We start from the raw sequence: 19,096 nt of genomic DNA, 5'->3' as shown, positions 1-19,096 counted from the left end.
CGCCCTCGCCCAGAGGCTCGGGCCACTCGACCAGCGCAGCTTTCGAAGGTCGAGTAGCGAGCGCTAGCGAGCGTATCGAGACCGTCTGTCCAAACCTCTGCCGTCACGAGACGCTCCACTTCGGCCCCTCGGGGGTGTCGGTGATGTCCACGCCGGCGGCCTTGAGCTGGTCGCGCACGGCGTCGGCCGAGGCCCAGTCCTTGGCCTCACGCGCGGCGGCCCGCTGGTCCAGCAGACCACGGACGAGCGCGTCGACGACGGTGGTCAGCTGCTCGTCGGCGCCAGTGGCCGGGCCCCAGACCGGGTCGGCGGGGTTGAGGCCGAGCACGTCGAGCATGAGGAGCACCGAGCCGAGGACCGACTGCACGCCGTCGACGTCACGGTCGGCGATCAGCCGGTTCCCCTCACGCACGGTGTCGTGCAGCACGGCGATCGCGGCCGGTGTCCCGAGGTCGTCGTCCATCGCGGCGACGAACGCCTCCGGCAGCTCCGAGCCCAGCCCGGCGTCCTCGGGTCCGACGACCTCGAGGGCCCGCTCGAGGAACGACTCGAGGCGGCGGAACGCCGACGCCGCCTCCTCGAGTGCCTCGAAGGAGAACTCCACGTGGGAGCGGTAATGGGCGGAGACGAGGTAGTAGCGCAGCTCGATCCCCCGGAACCGCTCGAGCACCGCCGGGATCGTCAACGAGTTGCCGAGCGACTTCGACATCTTCTCGCCGGCGGTGGTGATCCACGCGTTGTGCATCCAGTACGTCGCGAAGGGGCGCCCAGCGGCGCGCGACTGCGCCAGCTCGTTCTCGTGGTGCGGGAAGCGCAGGTCGAGACCGCCGCCGTGGATGTCGAAGGCGGGTCCGAGGTACTTCCCGGCCATCGCGGAGCACTCGATGTGCCAGCCCGGACGGCCTCGACCCCAGGGGCTCGGCCACGACGCGGTCTCCGGCTCGGACTCCTTGCGGCCCTTCCAGAGCGCGAAGTCGCGCGGGTCGCGCTTCCGCTCGGCCGTCTCCTGGGGAGTCGCGTCGGTCGCAGCCTCCATGTCGTCGACACGCTGGTGGGTGAGCTCGCCGTACGCCGGCCACGACCGCACGTCGAAGTAGACGTCACCCGAGCCGTCGGCTGCGGCGTACGCGTGCCCCTTCTCGATGAGCGCCTCGATCAGCTCGACCATCTCCGGCACATGGCCGGTCGCGAGCGGCTCGTAGGTCGGCGCGGCGACGTTCAGCGACTCATAGGCCTTGCTGAGCGACCGCTGCATGTCGTAGGCGAGGTTGTACCAAGGGCGGCCCTGGTCGGCGGACTTCGCGAGGATCTTGTCGTCGATGTCGGTGACGTTGCGGATGAACGTCACCTCGAAGCCGCGGTGGCGCAGCCAGCGCTGAAGCACGTCGAAGTTGACGCCGCTGCGCACGTGGCCGACGTGCGGCTCGGACTGCACGGTCAGGCCGCAGACGTAGAGCGACGCCTTCCCCTCCTGGAGGGGGACGAAGTCGCGGACCGCAGCCGTCGCGGTGTCGTAGAGCCTGATCACCCGGCAAGTCTAGAGAACACGGCTGCCGGGTCAGGAAACGCGGAACTCCACGGTGTGCCAGCCGGTGGCGCCGTTGGGCGCCGGCGCGGCACGGACACCGGTCTGCACCTGCCCGGCGGCGCTCGTCGCCCGCACGCGGACCTGATGACGACCGGCGTGCAGGGTGACGCTCGTGCGCCACTGCACCCACGTGTCGACGCCCGGTGCGCGGGCCAGCTCCGCCTGCTGCCAGGCGCCGCCGTCGACCGAGATCTCGACGGCACGCACGCCGGTGTGCTGCTGCCAGGCGGTCCCGGCGACCGTCACCGCACCGCGGGCCACGGTGTCCCCGGACCGGGGCACGTCGACGCGGGAGGCGACCTTCACCGGGCCGCGCGCGCTCCAGCCCTTGTCGGTCCAGTAGCCCTGCGCCTGGTCGAAGCGGGTCACCTCGAGGTCGACGACCCACTTGGTGGCGCTGACATAGCCGTAGAGGCCCGGCACGATCATCCGGACAGGAAAGCCGTGCTCGACCGCGAGCGGCTCACCGTTCTGGGCGAGGGCGAGCATCGCGTTGCGGTCGTCGGTGAGGGCCTCGAGGGGCGTCAGGCAGGTCCATCCGTCCGCAGAGGTCTGGAGCACGCCGTCCGCATCCGGGTGCACACCGGCCGCGGCCAGGAGCGGCGCGATCCTCACCCCGCTCCACCAGGCGTTGCCGATGAGGTCGCCTCCGACCTCGTTCGAGACGCAGTTGAGCGTCATCCAGCCCTCGGTGACCTGCTTGGCCATCAGGTCCTCGAAGGTCAGCTCCACGGGGTGGTCGACCATGCCGTGGATCCGCAGCCGCCAGTCGGCCGGCGCGACGGCCGGCGGCACGATGGCGGTGTCGATGCGGTAGAAGTCGCCGACCGGGGTCAGCCACGGCGGCTGGTGCGGGACGTCGAGGTCGTAGGAACGCGCCACCACCGGCTGCGTGACGCCTTCCAGCCGCAGCGCCCGACGGGCCGCCTCCACCTCGCGGCGGTGCCGGCCGACCAGGCGGCCGCCGTACGTCGCGACGACCGCGCCGGCGGCGACCAGACCGGCGCGAAGGAGGAACTGCCGTCGCGACACCTCGTCGACCGGCTCGTTCGGCGATCGGGTCAGCGGACGGGTCAGGAGCGAGAAGACGAGCAGCCAGGCGACGTATCCGGCGACGACGCCGACCACGCCCGGCAGGTGGGGTGCCGGCTGGGCGAGGACGGCAGCGAGACCGACGGCCGCCAGCACGCCGTACGCCGCCGCGGGCAGCCAGAGACCGACGGAGCTGCGTCGTGCGGCGGCTCCGATCAGCGCGCTCAGGAGCGTGACCACCACGACGACGCCGACGACCAGGAGCGGCTTGTCGGCGTGTCCGACCGACCGGATCGCCCGCTCGGCCACCGCGCCGGGCGTGAGCCGGATGATGCGCTCGGCGACCGCCGTCACCGGGGTCTCGTCGCCGCCCATGACGTTGGTGACCAGGGTGCTGACGGCCAGCCCTGCCAACGCCGACAGCGCTCCGGACAGCGCCCAGGCGCTACGCCGCTGTGTCACGGCCCCATCGTGGCACCCCGGCCCGCACGGTGTCTCGGGGCCGCTCGGTGTCTCCGGCATGATCTGACCCGTGATCCCCCGCATCGGCATCGGCACCGACGTGCACCGGCTGGCGGCCGGTGTCCCTCTCCATCTCGCCGGGCTGTCCTGGCCGGACTCCGAGGTCGGGCTGGAGGGCCACTCGGACGGCGACGTCGCCGCCCACGCCGCCTGCGACGCCCTCCTGTCGGCCGCGGGCCTCGGCGATCTCGGGTCCCACTTCGGCACCGACCGCCCCGAGCTGGCCGGCGCCTCCGGGGCACGGCTCCTCGGCGAGACGGCCGCGCTCGTCCGGGCGGCGGGCTATGAGATCGGCAACGTCGCCATCCAGGTGATCGGCAACCGTCCGAAGGTCGGCCCACGGCGCGCCGAGGCGCAGGCAGCCCTCGCGGCGGCCGTCGGCGCCGTCGTGTCGATCTCGGCGACGACCACGGACGGGCTTGGGCTGACCGGCCGCGGGGAGGGCGTCGCGGCGATCGCGACCGCACTGGTGTGGGCCGACGGCGCTGGCCCGACAGGCAGTGCAGACCCGGCTAGGCCACCGGCTGCACCTTCCGATGACCGATGAGGACCACTCCGTCGACCACCTTCACCTCATAGACCGGCACGCCGACGTGGGCGTCCTCGAGGCATCGACCTGTGCGCAGGTCGAACGCGTGCCGATGCACCGGCGAGGCGACGAACGGCACCCCGCCCCGCAGGCCGACGATCCCCTTGGCCATGACGGAGGCCTTCGCGAAGGGGTCATGGTTGCCGAGCGCGTAGACGTGGTCGCCGGCGATCCGGAAGATCGCCACCGCCTGGCCGTGGACGAGGGCGGTGACGCCGCGGTCGAGCTCGAGGTCGCCGACGTCACAGACCGGCTGCCACTCGTCCGCGCCCGTCACGACCTCGAACGTAGGCGCGGCATGTTCTGGGCCTGTTTCGCCATGTAACAGCCAGGAAAACGATCGGTCACAGCGCGGCCGCTAACCTCCCGTGTCATGTCCAGCGCGCTCGTCGTCCTCGCCGCCGGCAGCGGGTCCCGGGTCGGCGCCGGCGTCAACAAGGTGCTGCTCCCGCTCGGCGACACGACCGTGCTCGGCCTGTCGCTGCGCTCGGCCCTGGCGGTGGAGGACGTCCGCCGCATCGTGCTGGTCGTCAGGCCCGGCGAGCAGGAGGCCGTCGCCGAGACGGTCGTCCCGGTGCTCGGCACAGGCGAGGTGCTCATCGTCGAGGGCGGCGAGACCCGGCATGCCTCGGAGTGGGCCGCGCTCGGCGCGCTCCGCGCGGACATCGAGGAGGGGGAGATCGACGTCGTGGCCATCCACGACGGCGCCAGACCGCTCGCCTCGCCGGAGCTGTTCACCGCGACCATCAGCGTCGCCCGCGAGGTCGGCGGCGCCATCCCCGTCGTCGCGATGGCGGGCGTCGCGGATCGCGCCGGGCTCCGTCCGCACCCGGGCGTCGTCGGGGTCCAGACCCCGCAGGCCTTCCGAGCGGCCGAGCTCCTGCGGGCCCACACGGCGGCGAACGCCGACGGGTTCGAAGCCACCGACACGGCGGCCTGCCTGGCGGCGTACAGCGACGTCCGGGTCGCCGCTGTGCCCAGCTCGCCCCTCAACCTCAAGGTCACCTTCGTCGAGGACCTCACGACGGTGGCGGCCCTCCTGGAGCGCTGAGGGCCGGCCTCAGACCGGGCGGGTGAGCGCCTCGAGCAGGCGCACGTCGTCGAGCGAGCCCACCCGCCGCCCCTCGGGCGGCGCCTCGAGCGTGACGACCGGGAAGCGCGCGGCGAGCATGCCGGCGAGGGTCGCGAAGTCGTAAGACGCCAGGCCCTCCAGCGACGCGACCACCTCGGCGGGCAGGACGATCGGCGAGGTGACGACGACGAGTCCGTCGCGATCGATCGTGGCGCCGACGTACCCGTCCTCGATCTGCTTGACCGTGTCGGTGACGGGCCGCACGCCGACGACGACCGCCGAGCGTGCCTCGCTGACCCGGACGCACTCGACGAGGAACGAGGCGGGCGTCATCGGGCAGAGGGCGTCGTGCAGGACGACCGGCTCGTCCGCCTCGACCAGCGCGGCCCAGGCGGTGCCGTGGTCGACGAGGGTGACCCCCGCATCTCCGAGCGCCCACGCGGCGCAGCCGACGAGAGCCTCGCCGTGGATCAGCGCGAAGGGCAGCGAGCCCCGCTCGCCCTCGATGACGGTGCCGAGGGTCGGGGAGATCGGGTCGACGTCATACTGATCGGTGGTCATGGCGGCCCCACCGTATGACGTCCGGAGACGGCAACGGACCCCAGGGCATTCGCCCCAGGGTCCGTCTCACCGGTTCAGCTGGCGAGGACCTCGTCGAGGAGAGCCTCCGCCTTGTCCTCGTTGGTGCGCTCGCAGAGGGCGAGCTCGGAGACCAGGATCTGCCGCGCCTTGGCGAGCATCCGCTTCTCGCCGGCCGACAGGCCGCGGTCGCGCTCGCGGCGCCACAGGTCGCGCACGACCTCGGCCACCTTCATGACGTCGCCGCTGTGCAGCTTCTCCAGGTTGGCCTTGTAGCGGCGCGACCAGTTGGTCGGCTCCTCGACGTGCGCGGCGCGCAGGATCTCGAAGACGCGGTCGAGACCGTCCTTGTCGACGACGTCGCGGACGCCGACCAGATCCAGATTGTTGGCAGGAACCCGGACGACCAGGTCCTGTTGTGCGATGATCCGAAGGACGAGGTACTGACGCTCCTCCCCCTTGATGGTGCGCATCTCGATGTCCTCGATGATCGCGGCCCCGTGGTTCGGATAGACGACTGTCTCGCCGACGGTGAAAGTCATATGTCAGGTACCCCTTCCTAGACAGCCAAGTCTACCACGAGACTTCGGTTAAGCCATTTCCGTTTCCGCAGGTCAGAGGCGCAATGGCCCGGTGGCCAGGGCTTGACAGAACGAGGGTCGGTGTGGTGGCGCCGGATGGAGCCCGTTCGGTGTGACGCCCGTCGCACCGAAGGATTTCCGCCCGTGCGGGGCCGGGGCGACCAGGGATGACAGCGATGTCCGATACTCGGGCCATGTCCGAGGAGGCCCCGCGGCCCGCGTCGACGCCGGCGGCGACCGCGACCGAGTCCGCGACGCAGCCGCGTCGGCGTCTCCTGCTCGACGCCACGCCGGTCCTCCTCGCTCGGGCGGCCCACCCGCGGCAGGCGCTGATCACGGCCGCGGCGATGGCCGTCGTCGCCGCCCTCGACGCGCGACCGGGCCGGGAGGTCGCGCTCGTCGCAGCGACCGTCCTCGTCGGCCAGACGCTGCTCGGCTGGCACAACGACCTCGTCGACCGGGCACGCGACACCGCCCACGGGCGGGCCGGCAAGCCCCTCGCCAGCGGTCACCTCGACCCGGGCACGGCTTGGTTCGCCTGGTGCTGCGGCGTGCTGCTGCTCGTGCCGCTCTCGGTCAGCAGCGGGGTGCTCGCCGGCTGCTGCTATCTCGCCTCCGTTGCTGTCGGCCTGCTCGGCAACCTCGACAACCGACTGGTCCGGCGCGGCCTGCTGTCCTGGCTGCCCTGGGCGGTCGCCTTCGGCCTCTACCCCGCCTACCTCTCCTACGGCGGGTGGGGCGGACAGGCCGCCGGAGACCCGCCGCAGCCGGCGCTCATCGGGCTGACCGCGCTCCTCGGCATCGGCGTGCACGTCCTGACGGCGCTGTGGGGCCTGGTCGCCGACGACGAGGACGGCTGGACCTACCTCCCGCTCCGGCTCGGGCGACGCCTGGGCGCCACCCGCCTGCTGGTCGTGACACTGGCCTACCTCACCCTCGTCACAATCTCTCTGGCCGTGACGGCCCACCAGCTCGGTCTGTCGCGCTGACCTGGACCCCGACCACCTGATACGCGGCCGATCGGCAACGGTAGGGTGGCCGCCGTGATGACGACCCTCCGCCGCCTTCGCACCCAGCGCGCTCTCGCCGTGGCCGGCCTGGTCGCCGTGGCGGCGCCGCTGCTCAGCTCCTGCGGCTTCGACTACGCCACCGACCGGCCGAACGTGATCGCCAACGGCGGCTACTACATCTACGGGGACGTGCAGGTGCTCGGTGCGCGGATCATCGCACCGTCCGAGGGCACGGGCACCTTCGTCGCGACCATCTCCGTCGACCCGCAGGGCGAGAACACCAAGCTGACCGGCGTCAGCGGCGACGGCATCACGGCCGGGCAGTTCCAGCCGATCGAGATCAAGGCCAACAGCTCGGTCAACCTCTACACCGAGGGCGGCGTCCCGGTCACCGGCAGCTTCGCCGCCGGCGACAGCGTGCCGCTGAAGCTGACCTTCGACAACGGCGACACGATCGACCTCAACGCCGTGGTGGTCAAGCAGTGCCACGAGTATGCCGACGTCAAGACCGCCAGCTCCGGCCGGCAGGGTCGCCAGTCCTCGTCTTCGGCATCCTCGTCGGCCTCCGCTTCGGCGTCGTCCTCCGCCTCGCCGTCGGCCTCCTCGTCGGCTTCGTCGTCAGCGTCCGCCTCGGCGTCGGAGTCGCCGTCTGCCTCGTCGTCAGGCGAGCCCTACACGTGCGAATACCCGTCCGTTCCTGCGCTGACGCCGGCCGAGTGATGTCGTACACCCTGGTCCTGCTCCGCCACGGCGAGAGCGAGTGGAACGCACTGAACCTCTTCACCGGCTGGGTCGACGTCGCGCTCACCGACAAGGGCCGCGGCGAAGCCGTGCGCGCGGGCACGATGATCAAGGAGGCCGGCGTCCTGCCCGACGTCGTGCACACCTCGCTCCTGCGCCGCGCGATCAACACCGCCTCGGCCGCCCTCGACACCGCCGACCGGCATTGGATCCCCGTCCGCCGCACGTGGCGCCTCAACGAGCGCCACTACGGCGCGCTGCAGGGCAAGGACAAGAAGCAGACCCTCGAGGCGTACGGCGAGGAGCAGTTCATGCTCTGGCGCCGCTCGTTCGACGTGCCGCCGCCCGTGCTCCCTGACGACGACGAGTTCTCACAGGTCGGCCTGCCGCAGTACGCCGACATCCCGGACGCCGAGATGCCGCGCACCGAGTGCCTCAAGGACGTCATCGAGCGGATGCTGCCCTACTGGGAGGACTCGATCGTCCCCGACCTGCGCGACGGCAAGGTCGTGCTGATCGCCGCGCACGGCAACAGCCTCCGCGCGATCGTCAAGCATCTCGACGGCATCAGCGACGAGGCGATCGCCGGTCTGAACATCCCCACGGGTCAGCCGCTGGTCTACCGGCTCGACGAGTCCCTCCAGCCGCTCGTCCCCGGCGGTGAGTACCTCGACCCCGAGGCCGCCGCCGAGGCCGCCGCGGCCGTCGCCAACCAAGGTCGCTGACTCACCCGACCCCGCGCCGAGCCCCGGGGTCAGGCTGGATTCTCGCCCGTCACCACAAAGATGACCCGGTTGGAGACCGACACGGCGTGGTCGGCGATGCGCTCGTAGTAGCGACCGAGCAGGGCGAGGTCGACGGCGGCCTCGACGCCGTACTGCCAGTCCTGCGCGAGCAGGTCGGCGAAGGTCTTGCGGCGCAGCTTGTCCATCTCGTCGTCGTCGGCCCGGAGCATGTCGGCGGCGTCGATGTCCCGGGTGCGGATGATCTCGGCGGTGCGGCGCACCATGTCCTCGGCCACCTCGGCCATCCGGCAGATCGTCGGGCTGGCCACGTCGGGCACCGCCTTGTTGGGCATCCGCAGGCGGGCGATCTTGGCGACGTGCACGGACAGGTCGCCCATCCGCTCGAGGTCGCTCACCATCCGCAGGGCCGCGACGACGACGCGCAGGTCCCCGGCGACCGGCGCCTGGAGGGAGAGGAGCGCGAAGGCGCTGTCCTCGACCTTCTCCCGCGCGTCGTCGATGGCACGGTCCTGGCTGATGACGTCCTCTGCGAGCCCGGCGTCTGCCGAGAGGAGCGCCTCCGTGGCCCGGGCGACGGCGACCTCGACCTGTCCGCAGATGGACGCGAGGTCGTCGAAGATGCCGTCGAGCTGGTCATGAAAGGCGTTACGCACGAAAGCAAGGGTAGGCAGCGTAGATGACCAGCCGGGGCCGATGGGTGAACTGAGGGTGAACGTTGCGGATGTGAGCGTCCGCGCGGCGAAACAGGGGTGAAGCGGGGGCCTAGTCTTGTCGGTGTGAACCCGACGACGCAGGCGTTCCTCGCCGCGCTGCTCGGAGCCGTCGTCGCCGGATCGGCCATGCTCGCGTGGCACATCAGCGACCGCCAGCAGCACCGGGTGCCGCTCAGCACGGCCCCGACAGTCCCGCCCGAGGTGGCGACGGTCCTCTCCGTGCTGCGCAGCAGTGCGGTCATCGTCGACGACGACGACGTCGTCGTGAAGGCCAGCGCGCCGGCGTACGCTCTGGGGCTCGTGCGAGGAAGCTCGCTGCTGTCCGCCGAGCTGGCCGACCTGGTCCGGCAGGTGCGTCGCGACGGCCAGATCCGCGAGACCGAGCTGGTCATGAGGCGATCGGCCGGCACCGCCCGCCATGTCACGGCCCGCGTCGCGCCGCTCGGCTCCCGGCTGGTGCTGGCGCTGGTGGAGGACCGCACGCGTGAGCGGCGCGTCGAGGCGGTCCGGCGCGACTTCGTCGCCAACGTCAGCCATGAGCTGAAGACGCCCGTGGGCGCCATCCGAGTGCTGGCCGACGCCGTGGCGGAGGCCTCCGAGGACCCTGAGGCGGTCAAGCGGTTCGCCGGGCGCATGCTGATCGAGAGCGACCGGCTCACCCAGCTGGTCCAGCAGATCATCGAGCTCTCCCGCCTTCAGGGCGACGAGCCCCTCGAGGAGCCGGTCGCCGTGGATGTCGACGAGGTCGTCTCGGCGGCGGTGGACACGGTCACCGTCGACGCCGCGGGCAAGCGCATCTCGGTCGTCACGGGCGGCACCAAGGGGCTGTTCGTGTTCGGCAACGAGGAGCAGGTCGCCGCCGCGGTCACGAACCTCGTCGCGAACGCGGTCGCCTACTCCGACCCCGGCTCGAGCGTCTCGGTGACCGCCAAGGCCGACGGCGGTGCCGTCGAGATCTCGGTCGTCGACCAGGGCATCGGCATCCCGCAGGACGAGCTCGACCGGATCTTCGAGCGGTTCTATCGTGTCGACCCGGCCCGCCACCGGTCCACCGGAGGCACCGGTCTCGGCCTCTCCATCGTGAAGCACGTCGCCGCCACCCACGGCGGCGAGGTGAGGGTCTGGTCCGTCGAGGGCCAGGGCTCGACCTTCACCCTGACCCTTCCGCAACACCTCTCGCCGGGTCCGGAGCTGCTCGTGCCCGCCCAGGCGCCGACCTCACCGTCGTGGCACAACGCTGCCTCGTTCGCGAACAACAAGGAGGACCGCCCGTGACTCGGGTACTCGTCGTCGAGGATGAGGAGAGCTACAGCGAGGCGCTCTCCTACATGCTCCGCAAGGAGGGCTTCGAGGTCGCCATCGCCGAGAACGGCGACGACGCCCTCAAGGAGTTCGACCGCAATGGGGCCGACATCGTGCTGCTCGACCTCATGCTGCCGGGGATCCCGGGCACCGAGGTGTGCCGGCAGATCCGCACCACCTCCACGGTTCCGGTCATCATGGTGAGCGCGAAGGACGACGAGGTCGACAAGGTGGTCGGCCTCGAGCTCGGCGCCGACGACTACGTCACCAAGCCGTACTCCCCCCGTGAGCTCGTCGCCCGCATCCGGGCGGTCCTGCGCCGTGGCGTCGAGCCGGATCTCGTGCCCGCCGCGCTGGAGGCCGGCCCGGTCCGCATGGACGTCGAGCGGCACGTCGTGACCGTCGACGGCAACGAGCAGCGGCTCCCGCTCAAGGAGTTCGAGCTCCTCGAGATGTTCTTGCGCAACCCGGGCCGGGTCCTCACCCGCGGCCAGCTCATCGACCGCGTCTGGGGCAGCGACTACGTCGGCGACACCAAGACGCTCGACGTGCACGTGAAGCGGCTGCGCGCGAAGCTCGAGCCCGACCCGAGCGAGCCGAAGTACCTCGTCACCGTCCGCGGACTGGGCTACAAGCTCGACCTCTGAGGCCGGTGGCGGCATCTGGTGCTGCCATGGCCGAAACCCGCGCGACGGGGCTCCTGCCGCCTGCCTAGGCTTCGGTGGTGACGAGCACGACGACACCCGCCGAACCCCGCACGAAGGCCTGGCTTCCCGTCGCGGCGGTCGCGGTGACACTGGTCTTCTGGGCCTCGGCGTTCGTCGCCATCCGGCATCTGGCCGGCGCCTTCCATCCCGGTGCGCTGGCACTTGGCCGGCTCGGCGTCGGCGCCCTCTGCCTCACCGTCGTGGCGCTCCGGCGCCGGCCGCTGCCGCGTCCGACCGCAGCCGACTGGCGGGTCATCGTGGTGATCGGCGTGCTCTGGTACGCCGTCTACATGCTCACGCTCAACGCGGGTGAGCGCTCGGTCGACGCCGGCACCGCCTCGATGATCCTGCAGCTCTCCCCGATCGTGATCGCCGTGCTGGCCGCCCTGTTCCTGGGCGAGCGGTTCACGCCCCAGCTGGGCGCCGGCCTCGCGCTGGCCTTCGCCGGGGTCGCGGTGATCGGCTTCGCCTCAGGCGATGCGGCCGGTCAGGGCCGCTCGGCGACCGGGGTGCTGCTCTGCCTGATCCCCGTGGCGGCGTACTCGACCTCGCTCGTCCTGCAGAAGCCGCTGGCGTCGCGCTACGCGGCGGTCCACCTCACCTGGCTGGCCTGCACCATCGGCGCGATCGTGACGCTGCCGTGGATCGGCCAGCTCCTCGGCGACCTCCGGGAGGCGTCGGCCGCCGACGTGGGATGGCTCGTCTACCTGGGCGTCTTCCCGACGGCCATCGCGTTCACGACCTACGGCTACGCGCTCCAGCACATCTCCGCGACGAGGCTCGGCATCTCGACGTACGTCGTCCCGATCATCTCGATCGCACTGGCGTGGACCCTGCTCGACGAGACACCGCCGGCGTTGGCCTACGTGGGCGGCGCCGTCGCCCTGCTGGGCGTCGCCCTCGCGCGTCGTCGGCCGCGACGGCGCGCCTGAGCAGGTCGGATCAGCTCGGCTCACGCTCGAGCCAGCCGCGGAACGCCTCGAGGTTCTTCGTCGACTCGCCCCGCAGGTTGCGCCACGCCCACTCCTTGCGGATCGAGGTGGCGAAGCCGAGCTCGAGGATCGTGTTGAACGACTCGTCGGCGTAGGTCAGCACCGAGCCGAGGAGCCGGTCGAGCTCGTCGGGGGTGACGACGGAGAGCGGCAGCCGGCCGTCGAGGTAGATGTCGCCGTGGTGGTCGAGCGCGAACGCCACGCCGAAGAGGCGGAGGTTGCGTTCGAGCAGCCAGCGGTAGACCTCCTCGAAGCGCTCATCGGGGCGCCGGCAGACGAACGCGTGGACGCCCAGCGCGTGACGCCCGACGTCGAGACGCACCGGCGTCTGCAGCTTGCGCTCGCCGGGGAGGGAGAAGGAGAACGTCGTCTCACCGGTCTCGGCGACGACCTCGTCGAAGTCGATCTCGTTCGCTCTCAGATGAGCGCGGACCACGTCTGCGGGAGAGTCCTCGGCGGCGCTCATGCGACGCCCTCCCGCATCATCGAGCGTGCGGTCTCGTAGATCTCGAGGGTCCTCGTTGCCGTCATCTCCCACGAGAACGCGCGGGCCTGCTCGAGCGCACCCGCCTCGAGGTCGACCCGCAGCTCCTCGTCGAGCACCACGCGGCCGAGCGCCTCGGCCCAGTTCTCGGCGTCGTGCCCGTCGACCAGGAGGCCGCTGCGGCCGTGGCGCACGGCTGTCGTGAGGCCACCGACGGCCGCGGCGACGACCGGTGTGCCGGTGGCCTGCGCCTCGATCGCGACCAGACCGAAGGACTCGTTGTACGACGGCACCGCGACGAGCGTCGCCGCGGCGTACCACTGCGCCAGCCGGTCCTGGGAGACCGGCGGCACGAACCGCACCACGTCGGAGATGCCCAGCTCGCCGGCGAGCGCGGCCAGCGACTCCGGCTTGTCCAGGCCCGAGCCCGACGGACCGCCGACGATCGGCACGATCAGCCGGTGCCGCAGAGCCGGCAGCCGGCGCAGCAGCACGGCGACCGCCCGCAGCAGCACGTCCGGCGCCTTCAGCGGCTGGATGCGCCCGGCGAAGAGCAGGACGACAGCGTCGGTCGGCAGGCCCAGCGCCCTGCGCGCGGTGGCGGTGTCGAGCGGACGGAAGCGGCCGAGGTCCACGCCCGGGTGGACCACCTCGACCCGGGAGGGGGAGGCGTCGTAGAGGTCGACGAGCTGGCGAGCCTCGAGGTCGGTGTTCGCGATGAGCACGTCCGCCGCCTCGACGACCTGCTGCTCCCCGATCACCCGCGCCGCGGGCTCCGGCGTGTCGCCCTCGGCGAGGGCGTCGTTCTTCACCTTCGCCATCGTGTGCATCGAGTGCACCAGCGGGACGCCCCAGCGGTCGCGGGCCAGGGCTCCGACCTGGCCCGAGAGCCAGTAGTGGCTGTGCACGACGTCGTAGTAGCCCAGCGGATGGGCCGCCTCCGCGCGCAGCACCTCACGGGCGAACGTGCACAGCTGGCCCGGCAGCTCGCCCTTGGTCAGGCCCTCGAACGGGCCGGCGTGCACGTGGTGGACGCGTACGCCGTCCTCGGCATCGACCACGTGCGGCAGCCGTGAGGAGGTCGCCCGCGTGAACACGTCGACCTCCACACCCTGGCCGACCAGCTGCTTGGCGAGCTCGAGGACGTAGACGTTCATGCCGCCGGCGTCGCCAGTGCCGGGCTGGTCGAGCGGGGAGGTGTGCAGGCTGATCATCGCCAGACGCCTGATCGACTCCACGCGTGACCTCCCTCGGCTCGGACCACTCCGGCAGCGACAACCACGCTGGCACCCGATGCATTCCCGGACGCTCCCGGGTCTCGATACGCCTCCGCCCAGCGATCGACCGTTGGTCGAGTATCGAGACCCCCTTCGTTGGTCGAGTAGCCGAGCGCCAGCGAGGCGTATCGAGACCCCCTCGTCCTACTTCTTGATCCGGAACGCCCGAGCGGCGTAGGCGCTGCCGCCCTTGGCGTTCACCGCACGGACGAGCGCGGTGTAGCGGCCCTGCCTGAGCCTCTTCGTCACGAGGACGTAGGACCGGTGCGACGGGCTGAGCCGCAGGGTGCGGACGACTGCGCGACCGCGCTTGACCACGAGGTCGTAGCGCGTCAGGGCGCTGCCGCCGGTGCTTGCGGGCGCGGCCCAGCTGATCGTGCGGCGCTTCGCCTTGACGCCGCCTCCGACGGCCAGCGAGCGCACGGACGACGGTGCCGTCACCGGCGGCACCAAGGGTGCGTAGGTGTTGATGGCGTTGCCGAAGTAGTTCGTCACGCTGACGCGGTGGTCGCTGCCCACCCAGAGCCCGTAGACCGAGCCCATCTGGCTGCTGCCGCCCTGGAGCACGCGGCGCGGGATCGCATTGCCGGTGGCGCCCGGGGAGAACACGACGACCTTCTGCTTGTTGAACGAGCCGGCGTAGAGGTTGCCGTCATTGTCGAGCGCCAGCCCGTAGGTCCCGCTGAGGTCCGAGGCCAGACCTCCGATGGTCCGCGTCGGCGCGACGTTGCCGTTCGCCATGTGCGCGTAGACCGTGACGCTCTGGGAGTTGCCGACGTAGACCGCCCCGGAGCCGCTGACGGTGATCCCGACGGGGCTGCTGAGTCCCGTCGCCCCGCCCGCGAGGGTCATGACCGGCGCAGCGCCGAAGCTCGCGGTCGGCGCGAACTCGAGGACCGAGTTGCCGGAGTAGTTGGTGACGAGGATGCTGCCGTCGTGCAGTACCGCGAGACCCGCGGGACCGGCCAGACCGGTGCTGCCACCCTGGAGATACTTCGCCGGCGCGACGTTGCCCGACGCGCCGGGAGCGAAGACCCGGACCGAGCTGTTGCCCTCGTTGGCGACGTAGAGGTAGCCGCTCTGGTCCAGCGCCATCCCGCGCGGGAAGGACAGACCGGTGGCGGCGCCTGAGATGGTGCGGAGCGGGGTCGCGTTCCCTGTGGCCGAGCTCGCATAGACCGTGATCGAGTTGCCGCCGCCGTTGGCGACGTACCACTCGCCGTTCGGTCCCCGGACGACGCTCGAGGCCCCATTGATGCCCGTCGCTCCGCCGGCCAGCACCTTGGTCGGGGCCGGCCCGACGACGTCGGCGTCGGCACTGCCGGCGACGACGGGGAGGGCGAGGGCGAGGGCGGCCCCCACGGCCGCCAGTCGGGTGGATGTGCGCATGTCCCTGCTCCTGTCTGCGGGCGGTGTTGCCCGCACTGCCGGTGAGGAGCAGGGGCGCCGCACGGAGATACCGGTCCCGGAGTGAAGAATGTGGTCCATGAGGACTGCGGTGGTGACAGGAGCGAGCAGCGGCATCGGCGAGGCGACGGCGCGGCGGCTCGCCGACGCGGGGTTCCATGTCTTTCTGGCGGCGCGCCGCGCCGATCGGATCGAGGCCCTGGCCGCCGAGATCGGAGGAACCGCAGTCGTCACAGACGTCACCTCAGAGGAGTCCGTCGCTGCGCTGGCCGACGCCGTCGGTCCGCGGCTCGACGTCCTGATCAACAACGCGGGAGGGGCGTTCGGCTCGACGCCTGTCGCGGAGGCGGTGAGCGAGGACTGGCGGCGGATGTATGAGGTCAACGTCATCGGCCTCATGCAGGTGACGCGCGCGCTCCTGCCGGCCCTGATCGCGTCGGGTGCCGGTGCGATCCTCAACCTGGGGTCGACCGCCGGGCGGATCGCCTATGAGGGCGGTGCCGGCTACACCGCCGCGAAGCACGGGACGCAGGTCGTCACCGAGACGCTCCGTCTGGAGCTGTGGGACCAGCCGGTCCGGGTCATGGAGATCGCGCCAGGGATGGTGAGGACCGACGAGTTCGCCCTGGTCCGCTTCGACGGCGACGCTGAGAAGGCCGCGGCCGTCTATGCAGGCGTGGAGGAACCGTTGGTGGCCGACGACATCGCCGATGCCATCACGTGGATGGTGACGCGGCCCCCGCACGTCAACATCGACTCGCTGGTCATCAAGCCCCGGGCCCAGGCCTCCCAGCACAAGGTGCACCGCACCGGCGGCTGACCAGCGCCCGCGAGGATTCCTCCGGGCGCCTCGTCCGGTGCCAGACTTCCGGGCATGCAGACGATCGGACTCGTGGGCGGCCTGAGCTGGGAGAGCAGCGCCGCCTACTACGAAGGTCTCAACAAGGGCGTCAACGAGCGGCTCGGCGGGCTCCACTCGGCGAAGATCGTCATGGCCTCGGTCGACCTGGCCGAGCTGACCGGCCTCCGCGAGAAGGGCGACTGGGACACCGTCGCGGCCATCCTGAGCGAGGCCGCCCGCGGGGTCGCGGCAGCCGGGGCGGACTTCATCCTGCTCTGCAGCTCGACGTTCCACTTCGTCTACGACCAGGTCGCCGCGGCAGTCGACGTGCCCGTCCTTCACCTCGCCGACGTGCTGGCCGACAAGTGCCGCACGATGGGCGTCGAGACGGTCGGCTTCATCGGCACGAAGGCCACGATGGAGAACTCGTTCTTCGCCGAGCGGATCGCCGAGCACGGTCTCGACGTCAATCTGCCGGACCCGCTCCACATCGAGACGCTGGAATCGATCATCTACGACGAGCTGGTCTTCCGGAAGGTCAACCCGAGCTCGCGCAAGCGGCTCCTGACCATCATCGACGAGCTGTGGGACAGCGGCGTCAACGCCGTGTTCCTCGGCGCCTCGGAGCTCTCTTTGCTGGTCCGCCCGCAGGACGTCGAGGTTCCGGTGCTCGACGTCATCACCGTGCACGTCGAGGCGGCGCTCGACCGGGCGCTGGGCTGACCTCCGCCGGCTGAGCCTCGCCGCCTCCTCCCCGCGGCACCTCGCTGGAGCACGAGCTCGTCACGCTGCGCGGCACCTCACCGCAGCACGAGCTCGTCGAGGTTGCGCCCGACCGGGAGTTGGGTGACTCCGCACCCCAAGCTCCGCGGCCATCACCGCAGCACGAGCTCGACGATCCGGCGCAGGTCGGGCGTGAGGTGGTGCTCGGGCACCTGGCACCGGTCTCCGCACAGGTCGAAGTCGTAGAGGAACCGATCCGCCCCGCCCGACGTGCCGGGGTCACCCGGGCCGCCGGGAACGCTGGCGATGTCGACGCGGCCCACGAGGGACCGCAGCTCCTCTGCCCGGTCGTCGTCCGCGTCGAGGTCGACCGATCCCTCGCTCGCGATCCCGGCGAAGCCCCCGCTGCGCCGGACGGCCACTGTCGAGCTGCTTCCACCGCTCGGCTGGCCCGACTGACCCGACTGACCCGACTGGCCCGACTGGCCCGACTGGCCCGACTGACCCGACTGACCCGACTGGCCCGACTGGCCCGACTGGCCCGACTGGCCCGACTGGCCCGACTGGCCCGACTGGCCGGGTTGGCTCGGAGCCGATGAGACGCTGCTCTGACCGACGCCGACCGACTTCCAGGCCGCGGACACGGCATCGGCATGCTCGCCGGCCGCCGCGATCGTCGCCGCGGCGAACCCGGCGAAGTCGGTGTCGGGACCGACCTGGCGACTGGTGAGTGCCGCGTACCAGATCCGGCCGGCGCCGTCCCAGGACGTGCCTCGGATGGCGGTCGCCGCCAGTTGGAACGCACGGTTGGGGATGCCCGAGTTGGTGTGCACGCCGCCGTTGTCGTCGCTGGTGTCCACGTAGTCGTCCATGTGTCCGACCTGCGGGTCCTGGCCGAGCCGCGGGTCGTCATACGCCGTCCCGGGATGTGCCATGTCGCGCAGCGCCCGCGCCTGCACGCCCGGCAGGAACAGCCCCTGACCGATGAGCCAGTCCGCCTCGTCGACGCCCTGCCCCAGGAGCCGCTGCTTGAGGCAGGAGCCGAAGACGTCTGAGAGCGACTCGTTGAGCGCGCCCGACTGGCCCTGGTAGGTGAGACCTGCGGTCCGCTCCGTCACGGCGTGGGTGAACTCGTGGCCGAGGACGTCGACCGGTGTCGTGAACCGCCCGAAGATCTCCCCGTCTCCGTCACCGAAGACCAGCTGGGTGCCGTCCCAGTAGGCGTTGTCGTAGCCCTGCTCGTAGTGCACGCTCAGGCTCACGCTGGCGCCCCTGCCGTCGTAGGAGCTGCGCCCGTAGACCTCGGAGTAGAGCGCCAAGGACCCCGTGATGCCGGAGGCCGCCTCGTCCACGGCCGCGTCGCCGGACGCGGGATCGCCGGCCGAGCGAACGACGTCACCCGGCAGGTCGGCGGTGTTGTGGCTGGTGTGCACGACCCACGGCTTGGCCCCGACAGCCTGCTGCGGGACGGGTCGCGGGCCCTCCGCGCGCGCCGCTCGCAGCGCGAGGTCGCGTGCCACGAGCTCCGGTGGCTGCAGCCGACGGATCAGGTAGGGCGGGATGAACTGGCAGTGGTGGATGGCCCGAGTGGTCATGCCGCAAGGATGCACCGATCCGCCGACATCGTGGGGCGCTCGAGGGGTCACCTGTGGATAACTGGCGTTCCTGAGGATTCAGCAGTCAGGAGAGCCGGATGACTCGGTGCGTGACAGCGTCAGTCGGGCACACGGTCGGCCGGGAAGCCGCCCGTGGCGAGGGGGCCCCAGCGCTCGATCGTGATCCGGATCAGCGACTTGCCCTGGAGGCGCATCGCTGAGCGGTACTCCTCCCAGTCGGGGTGCTCCCCCGAGATGCAGCGGTAGTAGTCCACCAGCGCGTCCTCGGCCTCCGGCATGTCGAGCACCTCGGCGCTGCCGTCGACCTGGACCCACGGGTCGGAGAGACCATCCGAGGCGACCAGGACCGTCGCGGCCGGGTTGCGGCGCAGGTTCACCGCCTTGGCCCGGTCGGGGTAGGTGGAGACCACCAGCCGGCCGAGCTCGTCCACGCCGCCGGTCACCGGCGAGAGCTGGGGGCGTCCGTCGGCCCGGCTCGTCATGAGCACCCAGCCGTGGCGGGGGCGGACGAAGTCGAGCAGCTCTTCTCTGGTGACGCGGGTCGTGGTGGCGATCCTGGGCATGTCGCCACCCT

The 19,096-nt window shown here is 71.3% G+C and carries 21 protein-coding genes; 10 read left to right on the top strand and 11 right to left on the bottom strand.

The genetic code is table 11. The annotated features are described in order from the left end of the window. Nucleotides 1–103: 103 nt before the first annotated feature. Nucleotides 104–1,528: a cysteine--tRNA ligase gene (gene cysS, locus ACYQ1K_RS01730; RefSeq protein ID WP_459980809.1), complete on the bottom strand. Its 1,425-nt coding sequence runs from the start codon at nt 1,526–1,528 to the stop codon at nt 104–106. 30 nt (nt 1,529–1,558) lie between these two features. Then, nucleotides 1,559–3,082: a molybdopterin-dependent oxidoreductase gene (locus ACYQ1K_RS01725; RefSeq protein ID WP_459980807.1), complete on the bottom strand. Its 1,524-nt coding sequence runs from the start codon at nt 3,080–3,082 to the stop codon at nt 1,559–1,561. Nucleotides 3,083–3,152: 70 nt separating this feature from the next. Here ACYQ1K_RS01725 and ispF point away from each other — a divergent pair, with 70 nt between their 5' ends. Then, nucleotides 3,153–3,689 (top strand): 2-C-methyl-D-erythritol 2,4-cyclodiphosphate synthase, encoded by a 537-nt coding sequence (gene ispF / locus ACYQ1K_RS01720; protein WP_459980805.1) that lies wholly within the window; start codon nt 3,153–3,155, stop codon nt 3,687–3,689. Here ispF and nirD read toward each other — a convergent pair. Next, nucleotides 3,655–4,008, bottom strand: coding sequence for a nitrite reductase small subunit NirD (gene nirD / locus ACYQ1K_RS01715; protein ID WP_459980803.1), 354 nt, complete (start codon nt 4,006–4,008; stop codon nt 3,655–3,657). The genes ispF and nirD overlap by 35 nt on opposite strands. A 96-nt stretch (nt 4,009–4,104) precedes the next feature. Between nirD and ACYQ1K_RS01710 the strand changes: the two genes are divergently transcribed. Next, nucleotides 4,105–4,782, top strand: coding sequence for an IspD/TarI family cytidylyltransferase (locus tag ACYQ1K_RS01710; RefSeq protein ID WP_459980802.1), 678 nt, complete (start codon nt 4,105–4,107; stop codon nt 4,780–4,782). Nucleotides 4,783–4,791: 9 nt separating this feature from the next. Here ACYQ1K_RS01710 and ACYQ1K_RS01705 read toward each other — a convergent pair whose 3' ends face one another. Together ACYQ1K_RS01705 and ACYQ1K_RS01700 are read right to left on the bottom strand one after the other, a co-directional pair. After that, complete coding sequence (locus ACYQ1K_RS01705; protein ID WP_459980801.1) at nt 4,792–5,364, bottom strand: 2-C-methyl-D-erythritol 4-phosphate cytidylyltransferase; 573 nt, start codon at nt 5,362–5,364, stop codon at nt 4,792–4,794. 74 nt (nt 5,365–5,438) lie between these two features. Then, nucleotides 5,439–5,924 (bottom strand): CarD family transcriptional regulator, encoded by a 486-nt coding sequence (locus tag ACYQ1K_RS01700; RefSeq protein ID WP_091120062.1) that lies wholly within the window; start codon nt 5,922–5,924, stop codon nt 5,439–5,441. A 233-nt stretch (nt 5,925–6,157) separates the two neighbouring features. Between ACYQ1K_RS01700 and ACYQ1K_RS01695 the strand changes: the two genes are divergently transcribed. The 3 genes from ACYQ1K_RS01695 to ACYQ1K_RS01685 are packed head-to-tail and all read left to right on the top strand — an operon-like array spanning nt 6,158 to nt 8,439. Continuing rightward, on the top strand, nt 6,158–6,952 hold the full coding sequence (locus ACYQ1K_RS01695; RefSeq protein WP_459980798.1) for a UbiA family prenyltransferase: 795 nt from the start codon (nt 6,158–6,160) through the stop codon (nt 6,950–6,952). Nucleotides 6,953–7,006: 54 nt separating this feature from the next. Continuing rightward, nucleotides 7,007–7,693: a copper chaperone PCu(A)C gene (locus ACYQ1K_RS01690; protein ID WP_459980797.1), complete on the top strand. Its 687-nt coding sequence runs from the start codon at nt 7,007–7,009 to the stop codon at nt 7,691–7,693. Next, the gene (locus ACYQ1K_RS01685; protein ID WP_459981164.1) at nt 7,693–8,439 is read left to right on the top strand and encodes a phosphoglyceromutase; all 747 of its coding nucleotides are present in this window, start codon (nt 7,693–7,695) and stop codon (nt 8,437–8,439) included. Before ACYQ1K_RS01690 ends, ACYQ1K_RS01685 begins: the two co-directional genes overlap by 1 nt. 29 nt (nt 8,440–8,468) lie before the next feature. On the opposite strand, the gene phoU is transcribed toward ACYQ1K_RS01685, so the two are convergent. Next, nucleotides 8,469–9,113, bottom strand: a complete 645-nt coding sequence (gene phoU, locus ACYQ1K_RS01680) for a phosphate signaling complex protein PhoU (RefSeq protein WP_459980795.1) — start codon at nt 9,111–9,113, stop codon at nt 8,469–8,471. Between the two features lie 123 nt (nt 9,114–9,236). Here phoU and ACYQ1K_RS01675 point away from each other — a divergent pair, with 123 nt between their 5' ends. From ACYQ1K_RS01675 to ACYQ1K_RS01665, 3 genes are all read left to right on the top strand, one after another. Further along, on the top strand, nt 9,237–10,448 hold the full coding sequence (locus ACYQ1K_RS01675; RefSeq protein WP_459980793.1) for a sensor histidine kinase: 1,212 nt from the start codon (nt 9,237–9,239) through the stop codon (nt 10,446–10,448). Continuing rightward, on the top strand, nt 10,445–11,122 hold the full coding sequence (locus ACYQ1K_RS01670) for a response regulator (RefSeq protein WP_459980789.1): 678 nt from the start codon (nt 10,445–10,447) through the stop codon (nt 11,120–11,122). Before ACYQ1K_RS01675 ends, ACYQ1K_RS01670 begins: the two co-directional genes overlap by 4 nt. Nucleotides 11,123–11,199: 77 nt before the next feature. Then, nucleotides 11,200–12,114 (top strand): DMT family transporter, encoded by a 915-nt coding sequence (locus tag ACYQ1K_RS01665; RefSeq protein ID WP_459980788.1) that lies wholly within the window; start codon nt 11,200–11,202, stop codon nt 12,112–12,114. A gap of 10 nt (nt 12,115–12,124) precedes the next feature. Here ACYQ1K_RS01665 and ACYQ1K_RS01660 read toward each other — a convergent pair whose 3' ends face one another. From ACYQ1K_RS01660 to ACYQ1K_RS01650, 3 genes are all read right to left on the bottom strand, one after another. Beyond that, nucleotides 12,125–12,640, bottom strand: coding sequence for a type III secretion system chaperone family protein (locus ACYQ1K_RS01660; protein ID WP_459980786.1), 516 nt, complete (start codon nt 12,638–12,640; stop codon nt 12,125–12,127). After that, nucleotides 12,637–13,896 (bottom strand): D-inositol-3-phosphate glycosyltransferase, encoded by a 1,260-nt coding sequence (gene mshA, locus ACYQ1K_RS01655; RefSeq protein ID WP_459980785.1) that lies wholly within the window; start codon nt 13,894–13,896, stop codon nt 12,637–12,639. The genes ACYQ1K_RS01660 and mshA overlap by 4 nt, the downstream gene beginning before the upstream one ends. Nucleotides 13,897–14,079: 183 nt before the next feature. Continuing rightward, entirely contained in the window at nt 14,080–15,324 is a 1,245-nt protein-coding gene (locus tag ACYQ1K_RS01650; RefSeq protein ID WP_459980783.1) for an NHL repeat-containing protein, read from the bottom strand. A gap of 97 nt (nt 15,325–15,421) precedes the next feature. Between ACYQ1K_RS01650 and ACYQ1K_RS01645 the strand changes: the two genes are divergently transcribed. Together ACYQ1K_RS01645 and ACYQ1K_RS01640 are read left to right on the top strand one after the other, a co-directional pair. Then, complete coding sequence (locus ACYQ1K_RS01645) at nt 15,422–16,162, top strand: SDR family NAD(P)-dependent oxidoreductase (protein ID WP_459980781.1); 741 nt, start codon at nt 15,422–15,424, stop codon at nt 16,160–16,162. A gap of 54 nt (nt 16,163–16,216) precedes the next feature. Further along, a complete protein-coding gene (locus ACYQ1K_RS01640; RefSeq protein WP_459980779.1) occupies nt 16,217–16,906 on the top strand; it encodes an aspartate/glutamate racemase family protein in 690 nt (229 codons plus the stop codon). A gap of 152 nt (nt 16,907–17,058) precedes the next feature. On the opposite strand, the gene ACYQ1K_RS01635 is transcribed toward ACYQ1K_RS01640, so the two are convergent. Both ACYQ1K_RS01635 and ACYQ1K_RS01630 read right to left on the bottom strand, forming a co-directional pair. Then, entirely contained in the window at nt 17,059–18,501 is a 1,443-nt protein-coding gene (locus ACYQ1K_RS01635) for a protealysin inhibitor emfourin (RefSeq protein ID WP_459980777.1), read from the bottom strand. Between the two features lie 119 nt (nt 18,502–18,620). Next, complete coding sequence (locus ACYQ1K_RS01630; protein ID WP_459980776.1) at nt 18,621–19,085, bottom strand: PPOX class F420-dependent oxidoreductase; 465 nt, start codon at nt 19,083–19,085, stop codon at nt 18,621–18,623. Nucleotides 19,086–19,096 lie beyond the last annotated feature (11 nt).

This window comes from Nocardioides sp. AN3 (genome assembly GCF_054653495.1).
Note: the sequence above shows the minus strand (reverse complement) of the source record. Positions and strands in the feature narration are given on the sequence as shown.